Raw genomic sequence first — 22,174 nt, forward strand, 5'->3', positions numbered from 1 at the left:
AAGCCATGAGCGTGGCCCGTAACGCGCCACGCTGGATCAAGATGCTCACGAAGCACGGCTTCCTCCCCGCCTGAACAACCGGCGAGGGCCGCAGTTTTTTTCAGGGCCGTCCAAGGGCCAGGGCGGAGCTTGGTCCGCGGCCCCCCAATCTTTCACGGTAAAGCCTCGACCTCCGGTTGCAGACGGATAGCCGCTTGCCGGAAAGACGATCAAGGCCGCGCGGTGTCGTCAGCGCTGGCCTTGATCATAATCCCGGCCACCGTGCAAGCTGCGAGGCCGCTGGTCCGCACAGCGGACCTTACGGAGCGCGGCCTTACAGTAGGGTCCGCTGTGCGGACCAATCGCCACTGGCCGGAGTTATGATCAAGGCCCAAGCGCCGTTTGCGCGGCACGCTCAACCGTCGTAATGGAAGCGACAGGCGACGATGACCAATTCGGTGTCGGTCACGCGATAGACCAGGCGATGGGTGTCGTCGATGCGCCGCGACCAGTAGCCGGTCAGATTGCCGCGTAGGGGCTCGGGCTTGCCGATGCCGGCGAATGGCTCGCGCGCGGCCTCGTTGATCAGTACATTGATGCGTTTAAGCGTCTTGCGGTCCTGCTGCTGCCAATAGAAATAGGCATCCCAGGCGTCCGGGACGAAACGAATCCCGCGCACGGTCAAGCGCCATCCGCGTCGATCAGGGTCCGCGGCTGGGCCTCACCCGCCTGATCCTGCCGGATTGCGCGCGCCAGGGCCTCGGCATTGGCGGGGGTCGACAGCAGGTGCAGGGTCTCCATCAGGCTGTTGTAGTGATCCAGCGACATCACCACCGCATCGCCCTCGGCATCCCGCCGGCTGATGATGGCCACATCGGCGTCCCGTACGACAGTATCCAGTATGGATTTCAATGCATTGCGCGCATGGGTGTAAGTGACGACTTTCATGGCATCGAACCTGGTCAGCAAGTTGATCAAGTCTAACATGTTAGTGCATGCCCATGTGGCCGTGGGGCCTTTCTCGTTCCAACGTTCCCGCGTCACCGCCATTAGGGCAGACCGTCCGTGGTGAGTTTGTCGAAATGGACCTTTGGCTGCGCCCGGAAGACGAAAAGGAGAGGATCAGGCGCGAGCAGATCGCCGCCGCCGGGACCAGTGCCGAGGGCTTCCTCTCCGGTCTCTGCCCAAGCACCGGTTGCTGGACTACATCGAGAACTTTGTCCGGTACCACAAGGACACCCAGAAGATCATCGCCTAGCAGCCTGTCGGACTTGATGGCGTAACCGATTGATTAAACAGGAAAACGACTTTTTGGCGCAAAAGATGAAACTCTTTGCATTCAATCGGTTGCATCACTAAGTCCGACAGCCTGCTAGAACCACCAGTTCATCGGCGTCAACCATGCCTATGACGCCTTTCTGCGCCGCGACGGGCGCGGCGGTCGGCTCGGTGTCTTCTGGCATACCCAGGGCTCGGGCAAGAGCTTCTCAATGATCTTCTATGGTGGTTTGGCGACTATGTCTCGGAATACAACTTCAGTCAGTCGATGAACGACGGCGCGACCGTACCGCTCTTCTACAGTAAGCGCGTGCCGGAGGTGCAGAACCAGAATGATGAATTGAGCGCTGAATTCTACGAGATCTTGGAAGAGGAAAACCTCGATCCAGACCAGCAGGCCAAGCTTGAACAGCGGTTTGCCAGCGAGCTGGAGGTGATCAAACGCGATGACCGGCTCGAGACCATCGCCAAGGACATCGTCTATCACTTTCCCCGCCGGGGCTATCTCGGCAAGGGCATGGTCATCGCCGTGGATAAGTTTACCGCGGTGAAGATGTACGACAAGGTCCAGCGATTGTGGAAGGAGGAGATCAAGGCCCTGCGCGGCCAGATCAAGCAGACACCGGACGAACTGCTGGCGGCGCGCCTCAAGCGGATGGTCGAGACCATGCGCAAGGAGGCGATGACCAAGGAAGAAGAGAAACGGGTGCGACTCGCGGCCAAGGCGCTACTCCAGCGCTTGACCGAAGAGGCCCCCAGGGTGCTCGTGCAAGACTGGTTCAAAGACAGCCAAACCCGGCTGGCCGTCCGCGACGAGGTGGGCAAGGTCCTTGATCGGCATCTTCCGGACGAGGGATACGACAAGGACCTCTTCGCGCAAAAGCGCGACCAGGTCTTTGAGCTGACGCTCGATCTCGCCATCAACCACCGCAAGTGGGCGGCGTAATCAAGTCTGGTCGCGGCTGAAGCCGCTCCCACCGGGAACAGCGCAACTTTCACTGGGTGGTTTCCAATGCCAGGATACAGTCCCATTGTGCCGGCGTCACCGGCATCAGTGACAGCCGGTTGCCCCGGCGCACCAGCGGCAGGTCGGCCAGGGGACCATCGGTATGCGCCTTGATCTCACTCAGCGGGATCGCTCGGGCGAGGTGGCGGACATAGCGAATCTCCACCAGATACCAGCGCGGGTTGGCGGGGTCGCTCTTGGCGTCGAAATACTTCGCCTGCGGGTCGAAGGCGGTGGCGTCCGGGTAGGCGCCGCTCGCGATTTCGGCTAAACCCACCACCCCCGGCACCGCGCAATTGGAGTGATAGAACAGCACCCCGTCGCCGATCCGCATCTGATCGCGCAGCAGATTGCGCGCCTGGTAGTTGCGCACCCCGTCCCAGGGTTCGCCAGCGGCCCCGCGGGCCTTGAGATCATCGATGCTGAAGGTCTCCGGTTCGGATTTAAAGAGCCAGTAGGCCATGGGTGCTCCGGGGTTGAGTGAGCGGTAGCGGTGGTTCTGAGGGTAAATTGGCAGGGTTAAGAGGATATCACAGGAAAAACATGCAGTATGAGGTTTTCACCATCAACCTAGAAAGAGCAGATGTCACGCCAAGGCGCCAAGCTCGCCAAGGCCCTTCAGTGCGTTATCAGCGTTGCGCCAGTCATCCATAGGGTGATCTGGATAGTGGATCTACCCGATTGTACTTCTTGGCGAGCTTGGCGCCTTGGCGTGAGCAATTGCCGGATTTAGGATCAATCGAGACGGTCGCATTGGCGGCCCCCGGCCGCGACGATTCCCATTTGCGTTCATTCGCGTTCATTGGCGGACAACATTCTTCGGTTGTGCCGCAAAGACCTCAGCCCCACGTCGGCCCCAGCCCCGCCGCCAGGTGCAGAAAATTGGCTAGTCGCTCGGGCGCGATCTGCCCCGCCTCGACCGCCAGTCGAATGGCGCAGTCGGGTTCGCGGTCGTGGTGGCAGTCGGTAAAGCGGCAGTGACCCAGATGGGGGCCGAATTCGCGGAAGCCGCGTTGCAGGGTCTCCCGGTCGATGGCGCCCAGGCGAAAGCTGCGCACCCCGGGGGAGTCGATCAGCGAGCCGCCGCCGATCAGGCGGTAGCACGTGGCGGTGGAGGTGGTGTGGCGGCCGAGCCCAGTGGCGCGCGACAGACGCCCGATCTGTACCTCCTGGTCCGGCAGCAGGGTGTTGACCAGTGACGACTTACCGACCCCCGACTGGCCGACCAGGATGCTGGTTTGGTTGGCCAGTTCGGCGATCAGTGGGACCAGGGTCTCGGGGCGGAGCAGGCTGGTCCAGAGGGTGGGGTAACCGATCGCCGGGTAGTGGGCGAAGCGCGCCCGGAAGGCCGCCTCCGCCGGGGCGTCGAGCAGGTCCATCTTGTTGGCGACGATCAGTGCCTGGACGCCGATCAACTCCGCCGCCGCCAGGTATTGGTCGACCAGATAGCCGCTGGGGTCTGGCTCCGGGGCGATCAGGACGACCAGTCGGGTGAGGTTCGCGGCCAGCGGCTTGTCCCGCCCGTTGAAGTCCGGGCGGCTCAAGACCATGGTGCGGGGCTGGATGGCGGTGACCACCCCCTGGCCGTCCGCGGTGGCCTGCCACACCACCTGGTCGCCGCACACCGGGTGTCCGATATGGCGGCGCGCCAGGCAGTGATGGACCTGGCCCTGCGGGTCCTCTACCGCCAGGTTGGCCCCGTGGCGCACCACGACCTGGCCAGCCTGGGGTCCTAAGGCGTCCGGTTCCTCCTCATCGAGCGTCGCCAGTGCGTTCTCGGCCCGCTCCGCCAGGCGTTGACGGCGGCGCTCCTGGATGGTCTGGATCCGCTCGATCTGACGTTCGGACAGGCGGCGTCTGGTCATCGCGGTCAGGGCCGGAAGTGGTAGAAGTTGTCGTTGAGGTAGGTCGTTACCGCCGCGATCTCCTGATCGGTCCACTGCTGCCCGGTATTGGTCTCGCACCAACGCACCCGGGCGGCTAGGGCCGGCAGCGAGTGAATGATGCGGTCCGGGCGGGTGAAGATTTCACTTTGGTGACACTTCACACAGTCGCGTTCGTAGAGCGCCTTGGCGTCCGGCGTGGGCGGTGCCGCGACGGCCAGCGGGCCGCCGAGCGCGAGGCTGACAGGGAGGAGCAGTGCAAGGTGGCGGAGGCGTGCGATCATGGTGCGTTTCCGGTCGGGAGGGTTCGGTTATTGTAGGGACTGACCGGGCGCGCTGCACGGCCACGGACTGGTAGACTGCGGCCATTCCGACGATTTGATGCCCACCCTAAGGAAACCGGCAATGCCTAAGAGCGAACAAAATCTGATCTGGCTGGACCTGGAGATGACCGGCCTCGACCCCTTCACCGACCACATCCTGGAGATTGCCACCGTGGTGACCGACCAGGAGCTGAACATCCTGGCGGAGGGGCCGGTGATCGCCGTCCACCAGGACGAGGCGGTCCTGGCGGGGATGGACGAGTGGAATCGCACCCACCACGGCGCATCTGGGCTCATCGAGCGTGTGCGGGCCTCGGACACTGACGCGGCGGGCGCGCAGGCCGCGACCCTGGCCTTCCTGGCGGACTGGGTCCCGGCCGGGGCCTCGCCACTATGCGGCAACAGTATCTGCCAGGACCGGCGCTTCCTCGCCCGCTTTATGCCCGGGCTGGACGCCTACTGCCACTATCGCAACCTGGATGTGAGCACGCTCAAGATCCTGGCCCTGCGTTGGGCGCCCACGGTGGCCGACAGTTTCAAGAAGGCCGGCAAGCACCAGGCCCTCGACGACATCCGCGAGTCGATCGGCGAACTGTGCCATTACCGGGAACACCTGCTGCGGGTCTAGCGCGCGGCGGTATATCATGGCCAGCCCGATTCGCCGCAGGAAATCCCAGTGCAGGCACTGATCCGCTTCTTTGTCGAACTCTGCCTGCTGCGCCGGGCGCCCCAGGACCTGCCCGCCTCCGACACCCTGCTGCGGCTCGCGCTGAGCGTCGACCTGGTTGCCGGGGTCCTGGTGGGCCTGGCGTCCGGCCTGGGCTTAGGGTCCAGTGTGGCCCAGGGGATTGCCGAGCTGGCCTTTCAACTGGGCTTGCTCTATGCCGCGTTGCGCCTCACCGGGCACTTGGGGCGCTTCACCCAGAGCGCCACGGCCCTGCTTGGCAGCGGCGCCCTGTTCGGTCTGCTCGCCCTGGGACCGCTGGGCTTAAGTCCCACCGGCAGCGAGGAGTCCGATGCCGCCGCGTTGGGCGCCTTCCTGCTGCTCGGGCTGGTGGTTTGGAACCTGGTGGTCATCGGGCACATCGTGCGTCACACCTTCGGCCTCAGCCTGGCCCAGGGGGTGGTCGTGGGCCTGGCCTACGAAGTCTCGGCCATCGTGCTGATCGCGGTCCTGTTCGGCGCCAGCTAAATCGTCCATCCCGACTCAACGACTGATTATCAGGTCCACATGCATCTGCACATCCTCGGAATTTGCGGCACCTTCATGGGTGGGATCGCGCAACTCGCGCGTGCCTTGGGCCATCGCGTCACCGGCTCCGATGCCCAGGTCTATCCGCCCATGAGCACCCAGCTCGAGGCCGCGGGCATCACCCTCATGGAGGGTTATGACGCGGCGCACCTGGACCCGGCCCCGGACGTGGTGGTGGTCGGCAACGCCATGCGCCGCGGCATCCCCGCGGTGGAGTATATGCTGGACCGGGGGCTGCCCTATTGCTCCGGACCCGAGTGGCTCAAGGCCAATCTGCTGCCCGGGCGCTGGGTGCTGGCGGTGGCCGGCACACATGGCAAGACCACCACCGCGAGTATGCTCGCCTGGGTGCTGGCGGACGCCGGGCTCGACCCCGGCTTTCTGATCGGCGGTGTGCCGCTGGATTTCGGGGTCTCGGCGCGTCTGGGCGCAGCCCCCTTCTTTGTCGTGGAGGCGGACGAGTACGACACCGCCTTTTTCGACAAGCGCTCCAAGTTCGTCCACTACGGCCCCCGCACCCTGATCCTGAACAACCTGGAGTTCGACCACGCGGACATCTTTGACGACCTGGCCCAGATCCAACGCCAGTTCCACCACCTGGTGCGTACGGTACCCGGCAGCGGGCTCATCATCCATCCGGCGGCCGATGCCGCCCTGGATCAGGTCCTGGCGATGGGGTGCTGGACGCCGCGGGAGGTTTTCGGCGTTGCGCCTGCCCCTGCGGGAGGGGCCTGCGGCCGCGACGCCGCCGGCTGGGACGCGCGGCTCACGCAACCCGACGGCTCCCGCTTCGAGGTGTTGCTTGATGGCATCCCTCAGGGCGAGGTGCAGTGGGGCCAGACGGGGCTGCACAACGTCAACAATGCGCTCGCGGTGCTCGCCGCTGCCCGCCATGCCGGTGTGCCGGTCGCCATCGGCATCGAGGCACTGTGCCGTTTCAAAGGGGTCAAGCGCCGTATGGAGCTGCGCGGCGAGGCGCACGGGGTGCGGGTCTACGACGACTTTGCCCATCACCCCACCGCGATCGCCACCACCCTTCATGGGCTGCGGCGCCAGGTGGGTGCGGCGCGCATCCTGGCCGTTCTGGAACCGCGTTCAAACACCATGCGTCTGGGCATCCACAATGCCGAACTGGTCGCCTCGCTGGCGGACGCGGATCTGGTCTATGTCCACGCACCGGCGGATTTGGGTTGGGATGCGGGTGCCGTGTTCGCCGGGCTGGGCGAGCGGGCGGCGGTCGTCGATTCGGTGGATGCGATTGTTGCGCGGGTCGCCGCGCAGGCTGTGCCTGGGGATCAGGTGCTGGTTATGAGCAATGGCGGGTTCGGGGGCATCCATCAGAAGTTGCTGGATGCCATACGGGTAGCGCCCGTCGACCGCGCTTGACCGCTGACGACGAATCGCACCGCCAAGAGCAATCACCGCGCTCGTCAAGGGTAGGCCACATCATGTCTAGGTTCACTCATTTAACGATCAGAGGCTTCCGGCGCCTGGTTGACCTTGACGTGGAACTGCGTCCATTGACGGTCCTGCTCGGCATCAACGGTGTGGGAAAGTCTTCCGTACTGGATGCCATCTCACTCCTCTCGGCGTCCGCTCCCGGCCGGCTGAGGGAACGACTGGCCGAAATGGGCGGGCTCACCAACGTGATGAGCATCGATCGGGCCAAGCACCTTGTACTCGGGACCCGCATGAGGGTGGAGGACGGCACCACATTGGACTATTCGCTCACACTCCTGCCAACCGGAGTGGCTTACACCATCGAAGAAGAGCGGCTTTGCCAAGAGGACGAGTTTCAGTTGCGCACCGTCGAGTACATTGAGTCGCGCGGAAACGACACGCGCTATTTTGACGGCTCGGGCCGGGCGGGCCTCCTTCAACCTGATCCGTTCCATGACGACTTGGAGTCCTCGCTGTCCCAGGCCCCTAAGAAGTTTCCGGCACCCGAGGAACTTCGCCGACATCTCGCCTCCGCAACCCTCTACCATGCGTTGAACGTCGACGTGCGAGCCCCCGTCCGCCTACCTCAGACCATGCAGCCGGCCGACCTGCCCGGGGCGAACGGAGAGACACTGGTATCCTGTCTTTACACCCTGCGCGAGACCGACAAGGCTCGCTTCGAGGCGGTGGAAGATGCATTACGCGCTGCGTTTCCCAGCTTCGACGGATTGAACTTCCCGCCGGTCGCTGCTGGAACGCTGGCCATGACCTGGCGTGATCGTGCCTTCAGCCGTCCCATCTATACTCACCAACTCTCTGAAGGGACTTTGCGCTTTCTGTGGCTAGCCACCTTGTTGCAAAGCCCTGGTCTGCCAGCGATCTGCATGATCGACGAGCCGGAGGTCAGCCTGCACCCGGAGATGCTCAGTCTGCTGGCCGACCTGCTGCGTGAGGCGTCGCAGCGCGCCCTGGTGGTGGTTGCCACCCATTCGGATCGGCTCGTTCGCTTCCTCAAACCCGAAGAGGTTCTCATCATCGACATGGCAGAGGATGGAGCCGCGTCCGCCACCTGGGCCGACAGCCTTGACCTTGATGCCTGGCTGGACGAGTACACTTTGGATCAACTCTGGCGGATGGGACAGATGGGGGGGCGTTGATGCGCATCGCATTCATCGTTGAAGGCGACACCGAGAAGGTCTTTCTACCCCACCTCCGGCGGTTCTTGGAAACACGCCTGCAGACCGCCGGAATGCCCAAGATTGTTCCGAAACCAGCGGATGGGCGGATAGCCACGGGCGATAAGCCCAAGCGGATAGTCGACCGCCATCTGAACGCATCCAAGCCGCCCTTCGACGCCGTCATCGCACTCACCGACGTCTATACCGGCAAGGGGGAATTCTCAAATGCGGACGATGCCAAAGCCAAGATGAGGCAATGGGTCGAACCGGAGCGTCGCTTTTATCCCCATGCCGCCCAATACGATTTTGAAGCCTGGCTACTACCTTATTGGGACAGGATTCGCTCCATGTCCGGCACCCACCGTCCACCCATCAAAGGGGCGCCCGAGCAGGTCAATCACGGGAATCCACCGGCACATCGTCTAAGAGAAATATTTTACCTGGGGTCCAAGCGAGAATACAGCAAGACCCGCGACGCACCCCGCATCCTCCATGACCAAGACCTGATGACCGCTATTCAAGCCTGCCCGGAACTCAAGGCGCTGGTCAATACCATCCTACAACTGTGCGGAGGAGAAACCATTGCCTGAACACTGGCCCAAGACCATCACCGTCGCCCTCACCGGCGCCTCGGGGTCCCAATACGGCCTGCGTCTGGTCGAGTGCCTGGTACGCGCGGGCTGCCGGGTCTATCTGCTGGTCTCCCAGGCCGGCCAGATGGTCTTACAGATGGAGGCCGGGCTGAGTGTGCCCACCCGGCCGCGCGAGGCGGAGGCCTTTTTCACCGAGCGCTTCGGCGCCCAACCGGGGCAACTGCGGGTCTTCGGCCGCCAGGAGTGGACCGCCCCGGTGGCCAGCGGCAGCAATCCGCCGGACGCCATGGTGGTCTGTCCCTGTACCACCGGGACCCTGGCCAAGATCGCCGTCGGACTCTCCACCGACCTGATCGACCGGGCGGCGGATGTCACCATCAAAGAGGGCCGCAAGCTGATCCTGGTGGTGCGTGAGACCCCCTTCTCGGTCATCCATCTGGAGAATATGCTCACGCTCGCCCGCGCCGGTGCCGTCATCATGCCCGCCAACCCAGGCTTCTATTTCAATCCCACCGGTATCGACGAGATCATCGACTTCATGGTCGCCCGCGTGCTGGACCACCTCCAGGTTGAACACGAACTCGTGCAGCGCTGGGGCGAGCCCCCAGACTGAGTCAGCGTTGACGATGGGTTTCGCTGCGCTCGGCATCCTACTGGAAATCACCCAGCGGATGATTTCTCCAGTCTCTTCAGCCAGACCTCCAATCCCTGGGCGTTGAGCTCGGTGTCGAGTGCGAGCAGTTCGGTGATACGCCCGTGGTCCATGTCGACGCCGTGGCCGCGGGCGCTGGCCACCAGGTGTTGGGACACCGCCTCCTTGAGCCGCGCGGCGCGCCCGGCATCGCCGTGGCCCCGCTCTGTCAGTGCAATCGCGGCCATGGCGCGGATACTCTCGCGCACGCCTTCCACCAATCGCTGCGGCGCATCCACCCGGCCGTAGTGGGTCAGATACATGGCCTGGGGTTCCAGCGCCATCAGCTTGTCGAGGCTGGTGAGCCAGGTGTCCGGGTCGAAGGCGACCGGGGTGGTGGGGGCAAAGAGCCAGGGGGCGGCGGCCTGGTCGAACTCGCGGTAGGAGATGCCGAAGGTATCGCCGGTGAAGCAGCCGCGGGTCTGGGAGTCGTAGATGCAGCCGTGGTGATTGGCGTGGCCGGGGGTATCGATGAAGGTGAGGGTGCGCCCGCCCAGATCAAATTCCTGGCCGTCGGCGGCGGCGATGACGCGCTCGGCGGGTACCGGGATCAGGTGTTTGTAGTCCGCAACGAAGGCCTGCGCTCCGTAGACCGCGCTGGCCCCCGCGATCAGGCGCGCCGGGTCGATCAGGTGGGGTGCCCCTTTGGGGTGAACGACCAGCTGCGCCCCGGGACAGGCCGCCATGAGGTCCCCGGCACCGCCGGCGTGGTCCAGGTGGACATGGGTCGGAATCACATAATCGACGTGGTTGGGCGTGAGCCCGAGTTCATCGATGAACCGGAGTAGGTGCGGTGCTGTGTAGGCGGTGCCGGTGTCGACGAACGCCAGCCGGTCGTGCGCGCGCACCAGATAGCAGGCGGCGAGCCCGTGCCGATAGAGTCCGGTCTCGATGCGGAAGACGCCATCGGCGACCTCCAGGGTGGTGGGCGAAGTCATGGCTGCTCCTGGGGGTTGGTGGTGGTGCAAGTCCCGCCATTTTAACCCCGATTTCTCACGCCAAGGCGCCAAGATCGCCAAGAAAACAGTCGACTAATCGATAACATGCACCCGGATTGACGTACTGACGAAATTGCTAACATCCCTGATGTTGCGTTTACACTCAAACCCTTGGCGTGAGAGATTCTGCCTAAGGCTGGGTTGTGGCTGGCCGCTGCGTCGCCTCAGGTTGGCGGACCCTCTCCGGCCGGCGGATCGAAGGCATAGCCCAGCATCTCGATGTCCCGTTGGAAATGGCGGGCGACCAGGTCCGCGGTCTCGCTGTTGTAGTAGCCGCGGTAGTCCTTGGAGCGGTCGGTCGCCTGGCGGGTATGGGGCAGTACCGGTGTGGGGATGCCAATGCGGGTGCAGGCGGTCGCGAAGTCGGCGTGCAGCCGTTCGTAACGACCGATGAAATCCACCACCAGGTTGCCGTGCAGGTCGATCAGATAATCGGTCTGCAACTCGATGGAGGTGTCGACGTGGTATTGGTAGGGGCGCTGCGGGTCGAGCTTCCAGCGCAAAAAGCCCTCAAAATCGGTGTGACCGCCCAGGAACTGTGGCCGCTCGCGGCGGATGTGGTGGAATGAACTCACCTGCAGGTCCCAGGGGTTACGCACGAAGCCGAACTTGAATAGCTGATCGAAAAATTCTTTTGGCAGCAGTTCCTTGGCTGCGACTATCTTGGAGTGGCGGGGAAATTTGGTGCCGGTACGGTGACCGCTCAGATGACTGAGGCGGCTACATAGATACATGGACCAGTACCAGGGATCGGTCCAGCGTAGCCGCTCCAGGGCGGCGCGCACGCTGGTGCCGCCGGTCTTGGCGATATGGACATAGAGGAAGCGATGTTTGATGGAGAGCAGCATGCGCGGGATCTTACCGTGAAAGTCGCGCCGGGAGCGCGCTCCAATGCTCCCTCCCCTCTCGCGGGGGAGGGCGGGGTGGGGGAACGGCCAAGGCGCCCGCCAATTTCATCTTCCGGGGTAGTGCGGGCGCCATGGCCGTTAGCCGAGTTTCAGTCCTGATACCGTCCCCGGATGGCCAAGACCTCAGGCATGATGTCCATAAACAGCGGCACCAGGCCGGGGTCGAAATGACTGCCGCTACCCGCCTGGATGTGATCCTGCGCCTCCTGGAACGGCCAGGCCTTCTTGTAGGGGCGACGGCTCGTGAGTGCATCGAAGACGTCGGCAATGGACACCATTCGGGTTTGCAGCGGGATGGCCTCACCGCTCAATCCTTGCGGGTAGCCACTGCCATCCCATTTTTCGTGGTGCGTCAGTGCGATGAGGGCCGCCAGACGCATGATCTCAGAGGGGTCTTCGCCGATGATGTCGGCGCCGATCCGGGGATGGGTTTTCATGATCTCCCACTCCTGTGGTGTCAGTTTTCCCTGTTTGAGCAAAATCCCGTCGGGAATGCCGATCTTGCCGATATCATGCATCGGGGCCGCCAACAGCAGGGTATCCGCATCGCTGTCACTCATACCGGCCTTGAGCGCCAATAAGCGCGAGACGTGACTCATGCGGATGACATGCATACCGGTTTCATTGTCCCGATATTCGGCCGCACGGCCCAGTCGCTGAATAATCTGTAAGCGGGTGCGTTCCACCTCCTGCGTGCGCTGCACCACCAGTTCCTCCAGGTGCAGGCGATAGCGCTCGTTTTCCTTGATCAGCCGGGCGCGATCGACGCACTTGTTCACTGTATGTTCGAGCGCGGCCATGCTGATGATCGGCTTGGTGACATAATCCCAGACGCCACGGTGTACGGCCTCCACCGCTTCATTCACGTCGGAGGTTCCCGATACCACAATGGCCGGGGTCTGGGGGCTGCGCTTGGCGAGCTCCTCGATCACCGCCAGTCCATTCATGCCGGGCATCGTGAGGTCGACCAGCACCACATCCGGCTGCGCGGCGGCAAAGACCGCCAGACCCTCGACGCCATTGGCTGCCTCAAAGACCGTGACGCCCGAGTCTTCAAAATAGGCGCGCAGGCTGCGGCGCAGCCGGTCGTCGTCATCGATGGTCAGCAGTCGCAGTGGCAACTTGGTCATCAGCCGTCTCCCCCGCAGCGGTAGCGAATACGGGAAAAAAACGCATTGAGGTCGGAAATCGGCTTGAAAAAGACGTCGCTCTCGCCAATGCCCAACGCGGCGATTTCCGGCGTCACGACATAGTCGACCGAGCCGGTGTGGATGAGAAAGCCCAGGTGTGGGTGGTCGTGGGCGACCTGTTCAATCCATTCAATGCCGCTGATGCCCGGTAGGCGCACGTCCACGATGGCCACCTGAAAGTCCTGTTCGGCGATGAGCGCCAGTGCCTCCTCGCCACTCCCGGCCGCGGCCACTATAAAGTCTTCGTCTTCCAGCAGTGCGACCAGATTGCGGCGCAGGCTCGGGTGGTCCTCCAGCACCAGGACCCGACAGGGCGTAGTGGACTTCATAGCGGAAACCGCAGGACGAAAGTGGCACCCTGTCCGGGTTGGGATTCGAGCAACAACTGGCCGTGGTGCTTGTCGGTCATGATCATGTAGGAGACCCAGAGCCCAAGTCCGGTGCCGATACCGGGCGCCTTGGTGGTAAAAAAGGGCTCGAAGGCGCGGCGTTTCGTCTCGTCGCTAAAGCCCGGTCCGTTGTCCTGCACCCGCAGTTCGGCATAGCCGTCGGCCAGGCCGGCGCGAATGACGATCGCCGGTTCCTCCTGACGGTGCTCGGCCACTGGCTCGGACATCGCCTGGGCCGCATTTTTCAGCAGGTTCAGGATGACCTGTTCGACCTCGCTGCGAATCATCGGCACCGCCGGCAAGCCGGCTGGTACCTCCACCTGCAGCTTGATGCGCCGAAAGTCATAGCGCTTTTTAAGGTCGTAATCCTTGCGCGCCATCTCCACCGCGCGCTCGACCAATTCAGCCAAGTCAGTGTCTTCACGTACCGGCTCGGTCTTGCGGCTGAACTCAAGCAGGTTGCGCACGATGGTGGCGGCGCGTGCGCCATCGTTCTTGATGTCGTCCAGAAACACCAGGATACTGCGCTTCTCCAGATACGCGCGCACCGTGGCCAGATCGGTTCCCAATTCGCGCGCGGCACGCTGATTGGCCTCGATGTCCACCGACATCCGGCGTTCCATATTCTGTGCCGCCTGGATCATGACGCCCAGCGGATTGTTGATTTCATGCGCCACGCCGGCCGCCAATCCGCCGATGGAGGAGAGCTTTTCAGACTGGATCATCATTTCCTCCAGCCGCGTGCGCTCGGTGACATCATCGATCCGGATGACCAGACCGCCCACCGCCGCGCTCGACAGCGGATAGACGGCAATATTGACGATACGCTGACCGTTGGCGAACGGCCAGAACTGGCGCTGCAACTCGATGGCCTGGCGATTGTCAGCGACCTCGGCAATGCGCGCTAGGTGCGGTGCCAGCGGCGGCAGCAGGGTGGCGAGCAGTGCTTGCGGCTGGCCGGATGGAAGCCGGCGGCCGGCCAGTTCATGCGCGGCGCGATTGCAATATTGGATCTGCAATGCCCGGGTGAGTACGATCAGGGCCGCGGGCAGGGCGTTGGCCACATCGTCCAGCAGGGCCTGGGCGGCCTGTAGCTTGGCTATGGTCAAGGTGCGTTCGCGTTCCCGTAAGTCAAGTCCCCACAGCAGGTTGGCATAACGTGCATGCAGCAGGTCGAGTTCGTCGCCCGCTGGTGCCGCTGCTGTGCCGGCCCGCTCTGGGGTATGTTCGGCAATCACGCCATCGGTCGCCTTGGTCAGTTGCGCCACGCGCTTGAGCACCAGACGGTGGATCAGGAAGTGCAGCGCCAGGGCCAGTACGATGAACAGGATCAGTGAATTGAGCAATAGATGACCGATGCGCGCCGTCATCAGGCGATTGCCATCCCGTTTGGAGAGGATGGCACTGACCTCACCAATCTGCTGTTGTTCTGGACCCTCCTCGCCGAGGATGACCGGCGCGGTGAATGTCTGTCCGACACCGCGTTGCCCGAAGGTGGCAACGACATGCCCGCCGCGGCTGATCTGCAGATAAACAATGTTGTCGGCGTGGTCGCCAATGGTGCGCAGTGCCTTGTCGAGGCTCGGGTAGTCCTGTGACACCAGCGCCTCGATGCTGAAGGCGGCCAGGGATTGCGCGATGGCCTTGCCGTGTTTGGTGATGGTCTCCTCCAGTGCCGCGCGCTCGCTCGCGACCGACCACCAGCCGGTGAGTCCCAGTACAATGGCCAAAACCATTAGGGTGTTCCAGAAGATCTTTGCGGCCAGGGACATGGCTAGCCGCCGAACCCGCGGGCGACGGCGATGCGCCGGCGCAGTTCGTCGTAATCGCTGTCCGTGGCCGGGAGGAAGCCATTGCGGTCCACATAGTCCAAGGCGGGGCCGGTCAGCGACAGCAGCGTGCGGCGCAGCGCCGCCGTGACCTTGGCATCCAGCCCGCTGCGTGCCACCCAGGCTTGCGTGGGGCTGGGGAAGCGCGCCAGTTCGCGCAGACCACGCTCCGCGGCATATTTCTGAACGGTACCCTCATTGCTGGCACCGGCATCATAGGTGCCGCTGGCCACGGCAAAGACGACCTTGTCGTGGCGCCCGAGGTATTCGTAGCTGGCCAGGTCCTTGGCAGTAATGCCGGCCTTGGTCAGTTCGGCCTGGGGCAGATAGCGTCCGGTGGTCGATGCGGGGTCGCCAAATGCGAAGGTCTTGCCGCGCAGATCGGCCAGACTCTGAATACTCGAATCCTTGGCGACGACGATCAAACCGGAGAAATCTTTCTTGCCGTTATGCGCCTCGACCGCCAGTAGGCTCAAATCGGGATTACGCTCTTTGGCGATCACGTAGCTGGCGGGTCCAAGCCGGGAAAAATCGACTTCACCACTGACGATGGCATGCACCCCCTCCTCGTAAGTGGCGAAGATCCGGACCTCGACCCGCACGTTGCGTCCACGTGCGCGCAGCCTGCGCTCGATGGCCTGGCGGAACGGCTCCATCTTGCGGATCTCTTCCGACGGGCGTTCGGTCGCGTAAGAGGAAAAGATCAGTACCTTCGGCTCGTCTGCCAGTGCGCGACCCACGACCAGGGCGAGCAAGACCAGGCACCACAGGGGGCGAAAGCCACCGATATTGCGGAATGTGGGCATTATGTTCCAGCGACGGTGATGTCGGTTGAAGACACCGGATTGTCGTAAAAGAAGATGGGCGGTGCGGCCATAAAGATTCCGCTGTGCTGCAATTCAAGATAAAGGGTTGCGGCCTGGTGCAGTATCCGGTAATCCCAGTCATCCGCCAGCGCCTTGCCGACCTTGAATGAGAGCTCGGATTCCAGGAGGGTATTGGTTTCCCAGTCCCAGCGATTGACCAGCATCCAGTCGGCAAAGCGGCACTTGCCCCACCCGGTGACCATGGAATCGAATATCGCCTCATCCCAATGAGACAGTTGGATTAACGGCGTCGCTGGCGTCAGCAGGGTGGCGAGGCCGGGAAAATAGCGACTGAAGTCATCAAGGCTGGTGACGTGGTTGGCGCGCCCCTTGACGAACAATGAACCCGAGGCGCAGTACTTGATGTTGCTGAAATGCAGGTCCTCTTCCAGCTTGAACTTGGCCGCGTGTTGCTGGTAGCGGCTTGCTGTTTTCTCATCCGGCAGACAGGGCGAATGCTTGGGCTTGTCGAACAGCAGCTCGGGTATGAACTGGTGTTGTTTGCATTTTAACTTGGTCTTTTGGTCGGTGGCCTCGATGGCCAATGTCAGGTTATGGCGCTTGAGGTCGCGGCCGGCCGTGTCATAGCGGATGCCCTCGCGGCGCCACAGATTGTTGTTAAAGACCAGTTCCGGTTGTTTCGGTCCGGCCAGGCGCGTAACGACCGCGCTGAGGGTATTGGTGACATGCTGGAATATCTGCTGGTCCGTGTCGCCCGGTTGCAGGTCGGCGGTCTGGCCGGCGGGCGGCCACACGACCTTCATCTGGAATTCTTTGCTCTCCTGCCGATAGACGGTGGGGCTCATGGTTCAGGCTTCGGGTACGTTGGCGGATAAGACATTGAAACGCCCAAACAGGGCGGGCGAGCAGCATAGCCCCGCCGCGAGCGGCGGGCAAGGCCGGCGGGGGCGCCTGGGATGGGCGGCCACGGCGGTGGCCTGGGATTGCAGGTACAGACCGTGCGGGCTTTCGCGGCGGCCATCATTTCACTCATAATCACCTCGTGGACCCACGGCTCAACGATTTTCTGTCTCGCGCCCTCCTGCTCGACCTGGAGACTGGCCCCAATGGGGAAATCCACAAGATCGCGGCGGTGCGCGGCGAGGCCAGCTTTCGACGCCAAGGTCGGTTCGATGGCCCGACGGCGCTCGCGGAGTTGGACCGGTTTGCCGCCGATGCGCAGTTCCTCCTCGGCCACAATCTGCTCGGTCACGACCTGCATTGCCTGCGTGCCCGCCAACCGGCCCTGGCCCTGCTCAAGCGCCGGGTGGTCGATACCCTGTTCCTGTCGCCATTGGCCTTCCCGGAGAATCCGTATCACCGCCTGGTGAAGGACTACAAGCTGGTGCGTGACGGAGTCGCCGATCCACTGGCGGACTGCCGCCTGGCCGAGCAGGTGTTCCGCGAGCAGTGGGCCGAGTTCGCCCGCCGCGCCCTGGCCGGCGAGGCGGGGTGGCTCGCGATCTACCGTTTCTGTTTCCGCGGGGCGACCGGGCTGGAATCCGCGGCCACCGGTGGCTCCGGGGTCGCGCTGGTCTTCGCCACGCTCGGGATCGACCTGCCCGATGTGCCCGGGGTCCTGGACCTGTTGCGCCGCTGTTGGGATGGACGCGTCTGCCACACCGCGGCCCAGCCGCAGGCCCTGCGCCACCTCACCGACCCGCGTCTGCGCCCGGCCCTCGCCTATGCGACTGCCTGGCTCCAGGTGGCGGGTGCCCGCTCGGTGCTGCCCCCCTGGGTCAGGCACCGCTTCCCCGAGACGGCGGTCCTGCTGCATGCCCTGCGCGATCTGCCCTGCGCCGCGCCGGATTGTCTGTGGTGTCGCACCACCCATGACCCACAGGGCCAGCTCAAGCGCTGGTTTGGCCTCACTGCGTTTCGTCCCGAACCCAAGGACGCCGACGGCGGCAGCCTCCAGGGGGCCATCGTCGCCCATGGCATGGCGCAGGGCAGTGCGCTCGCCATCATGCCCACCGGCGGCGGCAAGTCGTTGTGCTTTCAGTTGCCGGCCCTGGTGCGCTATCTGCGCCGCGGTAGCCTCACCATCGTCATCTCGCCGCTCCAGGCGTTGATGAAGGACCAGGTGGACAACCTGGTGCGCAAGACCGGTAGCATCCATGCGGCGGCGCTCTATGGTCTGCTGACCGGCCCGGAGCGCGGGGCGGTGCTGGAGCGGGTGCGGCTGGGCGAGATCGCCATCCTGTATTGCTCACCGGAGCAGTTGCGCAATGTCTCGTTCCGGCGGGTGTTGGAGTCCCGCGAGCTGGGTTGCTGGGTCTTCGACGAGGCGCATTGTCTGTCCAAGTGGGGCCACGATTTCCGGCCCGATTATCTCTATGCCGCCCGCTTCATCCAGGAGTTGGCCGGGCGGCAGGGGGTACCGGTGCCGCCCATCGCCTGCTTCACCGCCACCGCCAAGACCGACGTGATCGCCGAGGTCCTGGCCCACTTCCGCGCCGGGTTGGGGCTGGAACTGCGACTCTTTCAGGGTGGGGTCGGGCGGGACAATCTGCGTTTCGAGGTCCAACTGACCCGTCGACAGGAAAAGGAGTCGCGACTGCATGCCGTGTTGGCCGAGGAATTGGGTGAGCCGAGCGCCGCCCCCGACCGGACGGGGCAGGGCGCGGCGGTGGTCTATGGATCGACCCGCAAGCGGGTGGAGGAGGTGGCCGCCTTTCTGCTCCGCCAGGGCTGGGCGGCGGCCCCCTTCCACGCTGGGCTCCCGGCACCCGAGAAGCGGCGCATACAGGACGCCTTCATCGCCGGCGAACTCCAGGTGGTCTGTGCCACCAACGCCTTCGGCATGGGGGTGGACAAGGAGGACGTGCGCCTGGTGGTGCATGTCGACATCCCCGGGTCGCTGGAGAATTATGTCCAGGAGGCCGGGCGCGCCGGGCGCGATCGGGCGCCCGCCCGCTGCTGCCTGCTCTATGACGAACAGGACGTGGAGGACCAGTTCCACCTGGCGGCCGGCTCGCAACTCTCCCGCGCGGACATCGCGGAGATCCTGCGCGGCCTGCGGCGGGCGCGGCGCGACCAGGACGATTGCGTGGTCCTCACCGCCGGGGAGTTGCTGCGCGACGATGCGTTGCGCCTGGGCTTCGACACGGATGGCCGGGACGCCGACACCCGGGTGCGCACCGCCATCGCCTGGCTGGAACGGGCCGGGTTCGTGGAGCGTAACGAGAACCGGACCCGCGTCTTCCAGGGGCGCCCATTGGTCGCCAACCTGGATGAGGCGGCGCGGCGCATCGCGGGTCTGGGCCTTTCAGAGCAGCAGGCAAGCCGCTGGCTCGCGGTCTTGGCGGAACTGTTCAACTGCGACCCGAACGAGGGTCTGACCGCCGATCAACTGGCCCAACTGCCGGCGTTGCGCCCGTCCCCCGCTGCGGGCGCGACCCCCGCTTGGGACCGGGGCGAGACCGCCGGGCAGCGGGTCTTACGCACCCTCCACGACATGGCCCAGGCGGGTCTGCTGGCGGAGGGGCCGCAGCAGAGCGCCTTCATCCGGCACAAGGTGGTCAATCCGTCCACCGCGCTGCTGGCCCAGGTCTGTGCGGTGGAGCGCGCGATGCTCGCCGCCCTGCGGGAGGAGGCCCCGGACGCGGACGACCGGGCCTGGCACCCGCTGTCGATCCGGCGGCTCAACCAGCGTCTGCTCGACCGGGGGGTGGACAGCAACCCGGAGGTCTTGCGTGACCTGCTGGGCAGCCTGGCGCGGGATGGGCAGGGACTCGCCGGGAACCAGGGGAGCCTGGCGTTCCGCCAGCGCGAACGCGACCACTACCTGGTGCGGCTGCAGCGCGACTGGTCGGCCTTGGAAAAGACCGCCCGCCGCCGCGAGGACATTGCCGCCGTGGTGCTCGCTGCCCTGATCGCCAAAATTCCGCCGCAGGCCCCGGCGAGCGCCGACACCCTGGTCGGTTTCGGGCTCGACGAGCTGACGGCGGCCCTGCGGGCCGATCTCACCCTGGCCGGCAACCTGCCCGACCCACTGGCCGCGGTGGAGCGGGGGCTGCTGTTCCTGCATGAGCACCGCGCCATCGTCCTGCAAGGCGGGGTGGGGGTATTCCGGCAGGCCATGACCATCCGCGTCCTGCCGCAGGCGAAGGGCAAGCGCTACACCAAGGGTCATTATGCCCCGCTCGCCGAGCACTATGGGGAGCGGGTCTTCCAAATCCATGTGATGGAAGCCTATGCGCGCCTGGGGTTGGAGCGGATCGCCCAGGCGGTCGGCCTGGTCGGGGCCTATTTCACCCTGGGGCGTAGCGCCTTCGTCCGTCGCTATTTCGCTGATCGACAGGAGGTCGTGGCGCGGGCGACCACGACGGAGTCGTTCCGGCGCATCGTCGATGCCCTGGACAATCCGGAGCAGATCGCCATCGTGGCGGCGGAGCCGGAGACCAACCGCCTGGTGCTCGCCGGCCCCGGCTCGGGCAAGACGCGGGTCATCGTCCACCGTTGCGCCTATCTGTTGCGGGTGCTGCGGGTGGACCCGCGCGCCATCCTGATCCTTTGCTACAACCGCAGCGCCGCACTGGAGCTGCGCCGCCGCCTGGTGGCGCTGGTGGGGGACGACGCCCGCGGGGTCACCATCCAGACTTACCACGGGTTCGCGATGCGGCTGACCGGCAGTTCATTTGCCGAGTGTACACAGCGGGGCGGAGCGGCCGATTTCGACGGGCTCATCCAGGCCGCCCTGGACCTGTTGGAGGGGCGGGTCGAACTGCCCGGCCTTACGCCGGACGCCTTGCGCGACCGGCTGCTGGCGGGCTATCGGCACATCCTGGTGGACGAGTATCAGGACATCGACCCGGAGCAATATCGCCTGGTCGCCGCGGTGGCCGGGCGCGCCTTGGCCGAGGACGAGGGGCGTTTGACCTTGCTCGCGGTCGGCGATGACGACCAGAACATCTACGCCTTCCGCGGCGCCAGCGTCGAGTTCATCCGCCGCTTCAAGGAGGACTATCAGGCCGAAGTCCATTACCTGGTCGAGAACTACCGCTCGAGCGGCCACATCATCGCCGCCGCCAATGCACTGATCGGCCACAACCGCGAGCGCATGAAGACCGGCCAACCCATCCGCATCGATCGGCGCCGGCGGCGCGAACCACCCGGCGGGCGGTGGGAGGCCCTGGACGGTCACGGACGCGGTCGGGTGGAGGTGCTGGCGGTGCCCGATCCCGGCCGCCAGGCCGCCGCGCTGGTAGACTGGATGCAGCGTCGGCGCGCCCTGGGCGGTGGGGACTGGTCGGACTTCGCCGTGCTGGCCTACCGCCACGAGACCCTGCATCCGATCCGTGCATTGTGCGAGTCCGCGGGCATCCCGGTCGCTTGGCGCGACGAGCTGCCCCCGTTGCATCGGGTGCGCGAGATTGCCGTCTTCTTGGACGCCATCGCCGCTCTGGGTCATGGACCCTGCACGGTCGCGGCCCTGACGGCATTCCTGCCCGCCGCCGTCTCGCCCTGGCGTCGGGCGCTCACCGAGCTGATCGAGGACTGGCAGGGGGAGGCGGGGGAGGTCGAGGTCCCGGCCTCGCGGGTGCTGGAGTTCTGCTACGAGACCCTGGGCGAACAGCGGCGTGACCGCCACTTGAGCGAGGGCGTGTTGCTCTCCACCCTGCACGGGGCCAAGGGTCTGGAGTTCCCCCATGTGCTGATTGCCGATGGACCGGGCGGTGGGGCGGACAGTGCCGCGCAGCAGGGGGCGCGGCGGCTCTACTATGTCGGTATGACCAGGGCACGCGAGACCCTGGCGCTGGGCCGGTTGCCGGGCGGCAACAATCCCTCACCGGCCTGGTTCGACGGGGACTGGCTCCTGCGCACCCGCAGCGCGATCGAGGCCCCGCCCGCCGCCATCGTCCAGCGTCGCTATACGCTGCTCGGGCCCACCGACATCGACCTGGGCTATGCCGGCCGGCAGCCCCCCAAGGACCCCATTCACGCGCGGCAGAACGCGCTGCGCACCGGGGACACGCTGTACCTGCGCCCGCACGGTGACACGCTCTTGCTCTGCGACGCCCAGGGCGGTGCGGTCGGTCGGCTCTCGCGGCGTGCCGCCGACGCCTGGCGCCCCCGGCTGGCTGCGGTCGAGACCCTGCGGGTGGTCGCTTGGCTGCGGCGCCGCCGCGAGGATGGGGAGGGCGACTATCGCGACCGCTGCCGATCCGAGACCTGGGAGTACCCCTTGGTTGAGCTGGTGTGGCGTCTCCCGGGGGTGGCATCCACGGGGTCGGATGAGTAGGGGGTTGCCCGGTCGATTCAGCCTCAACCCGGGAATTGCTCACGCCAAGGCGCCAAGCTCGCCAAGAAATACAATCGGGTAGAGCCACTATCCAGACCACCTTCCGGGTGACTGGCACACCGCCGAC

Annotated in this window: 21 protein-coding genes; 9 read left to right on the forward strand and 12 right to left on the reverse strand. The window is 64.8% G+C overall.

Annotated features, from left to right (window positions below; all coding sequences use genetic code 11):
- Nucleotides 1–394: 394 nt before the first annotated feature.
- Entirely contained in the window at nt 395–664 is a 270-nt protein-coding gene (locus QZX93_RS20090; protein WP_295384544.1) for a Txe/YoeB family addiction module toxin, read from the reverse strand.
- The gene (locus QZX93_RS20095; protein ID WP_295384546.1) at nt 661–927 is read right to left on the reverse strand and encodes a type II toxin-antitoxin system prevent-host-death family antitoxin; all 267 of its coding nucleotides are present in this window, start codon (nt 925–927) and stop codon (nt 661–663) included. Before QZX93_RS20095 ends, QZX93_RS20090 begins: the two co-directional genes overlap by 4 nt.
- 440 nt (nt 928–1,367) lie before the next feature.
- Between QZX93_RS20095 and QZX93_RS27485 the strand changes: the two genes are divergently transcribed.
- Both QZX93_RS27485 and QZX93_RS20100 read left to right on the forward strand, forming a co-directional pair.
- Complete coding sequence (locus QZX93_RS27485) at nt 1,368–1,529, forward strand: hypothetical protein (protein ID WP_366760834.1); 162 nt, start codon at nt 1,368–1,370, stop codon at nt 1,527–1,529.
- Entirely contained in the window at nt 1,526–2,203 is a 678-nt protein-coding gene (locus tag QZX93_RS20100; protein ID WP_295384548.1) for a hypothetical protein, read from the forward strand. The genes QZX93_RS27485 and QZX93_RS20100 overlap by 4 nt, the downstream gene beginning before the upstream one ends.
- A 49-nt stretch (nt 2,204–2,252) precedes the next feature.
- On the opposite strand, the gene QZX93_RS20105 is transcribed toward QZX93_RS20100, so the two are convergent.
- The 3 genes from QZX93_RS20105 to QZX93_RS20115 all read right to left on the reverse strand — a co-directional run bounded on the left by QZX93_RS20105 (nt 2,253) and on the right by QZX93_RS20115 (nt 4,430).
- On the reverse strand, nt 2,253–2,726 hold the full coding sequence (locus tag QZX93_RS20105) for an EVE domain-containing protein (RefSeq protein ID WP_295384550.1): 474 nt from the start codon (nt 2,724–2,726) through the stop codon (nt 2,253–2,255).
- A gap of 376 nt (nt 2,727–3,102) precedes the next feature.
- Complete coding sequence (gene rsgA, locus QZX93_RS20110) at nt 3,103–4,128, reverse strand: ribosome small subunit-dependent GTPase A (RefSeq protein WP_295384552.1); 1,026 nt, start codon at nt 4,126–4,128, stop codon at nt 3,103–3,105.
- A gap of 5 nt (nt 4,129–4,133) precedes the next feature.
- Complete coding sequence (locus QZX93_RS20115) at nt 4,134–4,430, reverse strand: cytochrome c (RefSeq protein ID WP_295384554.1); 297 nt, start codon at nt 4,428–4,430, stop codon at nt 4,134–4,136.
- A gap of 121 nt (nt 4,431–4,551) precedes the next feature.
- On the opposite strand from QZX93_RS20115, the gene orn reads away from it, so the two are divergent.
- The 6 genes from orn to QZX93_RS20145 all read left to right on the forward strand — a co-directional run bounded on the left by orn (nt 4,552) and on the right by QZX93_RS20145 (nt 9,545).
- Entirely contained in the window at nt 4,552–5,097 is a 546-nt protein-coding gene (gene orn / locus QZX93_RS20120; RefSeq protein WP_295384556.1) for an oligoribonuclease, read from the forward strand.
- Nucleotides 5,098–5,145: 48 nt separating this feature from the next.
- Nucleotides 5,146–5,661 carry a hypothetical protein gene (locus QZX93_RS20125; RefSeq protein ID WP_295384558.1) on the forward strand — a complete coding sequence of 172 codons (516 nt, stop codon included), beginning with the start codon at nt 5,146–5,148 and terminating at the stop codon, nt 5,659–5,661.
- A 39-nt stretch (nt 5,662–5,700) separates the two neighbouring features.
- Nucleotides 5,701–7,107 (forward strand): UDP-N-acetylmuramate:L-alanyl-gamma-D-glutamyl-meso-diaminopimelate ligase, encoded by a 1,407-nt coding sequence (gene mpl / locus QZX93_RS20130; RefSeq protein ID WP_295384560.1) that lies wholly within the window; start codon nt 5,701–5,703, stop codon nt 7,105–7,107.
- 62 nt (nt 7,108–7,169) lie between these two features.
- The gene (locus tag QZX93_RS20135) at nt 7,170–8,318 is read left to right on the forward strand and encodes an AAA family ATPase (RefSeq protein ID WP_295384562.1); all 1,149 of its coding nucleotides are present in this window, start codon (nt 7,170–7,172) and stop codon (nt 8,316–8,318) included.
- Nucleotides 8,318–8,929 (forward strand): DUF4276 family protein, encoded by a 612-nt coding sequence (locus QZX93_RS20140; protein ID WP_295384564.1) that lies wholly within the window; start codon nt 8,318–8,320, stop codon nt 8,927–8,929. Before QZX93_RS20135 ends, QZX93_RS20140 begins: the two co-directional genes overlap by 1 nt.
- Nucleotides 8,922–9,545, forward strand: coding sequence for a flavin prenyltransferase UbiX (locus tag QZX93_RS20145; RefSeq protein ID WP_295384566.1), 624 nt, complete (start codon nt 8,922–8,924; stop codon nt 9,543–9,545). The genes QZX93_RS20140 and QZX93_RS20145 overlap by 8 nt, the downstream gene beginning before the upstream one ends.
- Before the next feature lie 47 nt (nt 9,546–9,592).
- Here QZX93_RS20145 and QZX93_RS20150 read toward each other — a convergent pair whose 3' ends face one another.
- The 7 genes from QZX93_RS20150 to QZX93_RS20180 form a co-directional block, all read right to left on the reverse strand.
- A complete protein-coding gene (locus QZX93_RS20150) occupies nt 9,593–10,561 on the reverse strand; it encodes an MBL fold metallo-hydrolase (RefSeq protein ID WP_295384567.1) in 969 nt (322 codons plus the stop codon).
- 224 nt (nt 10,562–10,785) lie between these two features.
- Nucleotides 10,786–11,469 carry a sulfotransferase family 2 domain-containing protein gene (locus QZX93_RS20155; protein ID WP_295384570.1) on the reverse strand — a complete coding sequence of 228 codons (684 nt, stop codon included), beginning with the start codon at nt 11,467–11,469 and terminating at the stop codon, nt 10,786–10,788.
- Nucleotides 11,470–11,618: 149 nt separating this feature from the next.
- Complete coding sequence (locus QZX93_RS20160; protein WP_295384573.1) at nt 11,619–12,659, reverse strand: HD domain-containing phosphohydrolase; 1,041 nt, start codon at nt 12,657–12,659, stop codon at nt 11,619–11,621.
- Nucleotides 12,659–13,048 carry a response regulator gene (locus QZX93_RS20165; RefSeq protein ID WP_295384574.1) on the reverse strand — a complete coding sequence of 130 codons (390 nt, stop codon included), beginning with the start codon at nt 13,046–13,048 and terminating at the stop codon, nt 12,659–12,661. Before QZX93_RS20165 ends, QZX93_RS20160 begins: the two co-directional genes overlap by 1 nt.
- On the reverse strand, nt 13,045–14,880 hold the full coding sequence (locus tag QZX93_RS20170; RefSeq protein ID WP_295384576.1) for a nitrogen regulation protein NR(II): 1,836 nt from the start codon (nt 14,878–14,880) through the stop codon (nt 13,045–13,047). Before QZX93_RS20170 ends, QZX93_RS20165 begins: the two co-directional genes overlap by 4 nt.
- Nucleotides 14,881–14,882: 2 nt before the next feature.
- Entirely contained in the window at nt 14,883–15,743 is an 861-nt protein-coding gene (phnD, locus tag QZX93_RS20175) for a phosphate/phosphite/phosphonate ABC transporter substrate-binding protein (RefSeq protein WP_295384578.1), read from the reverse strand.
- A complete protein-coding gene (locus QZX93_RS20180; protein WP_295384580.1) occupies nt 15,743–16,609 on the reverse strand; it encodes a hypothetical protein in 867 nt (288 codons plus the stop codon). Before QZX93_RS20180 ends, phnD begins: the two co-directional genes overlap by 1 nt.
- A 197-nt stretch (nt 16,610–16,806) precedes the next feature.
- Between QZX93_RS20180 and QZX93_RS20185 the strand changes: the two genes are divergently transcribed.
- Nucleotides 16,807–22,047, forward strand: coding sequence for a RecQ family ATP-dependent DNA helicase (locus QZX93_RS20185; RefSeq protein ID WP_295384581.1), 5,241 nt, complete (start codon nt 16,807–16,809; stop codon nt 22,045–22,047).
- Nucleotides 22,048–22,174: the final 127 nt, after the last annotated feature.

This window comes from uncultured Thiodictyon sp. (assembly GCF_903946935.1).
Classification (GTDB): Bacteria; Pseudomonadota; Gammaproteobacteria; order Chromatiales; family Chromatiaceae; genus Thiodictyon.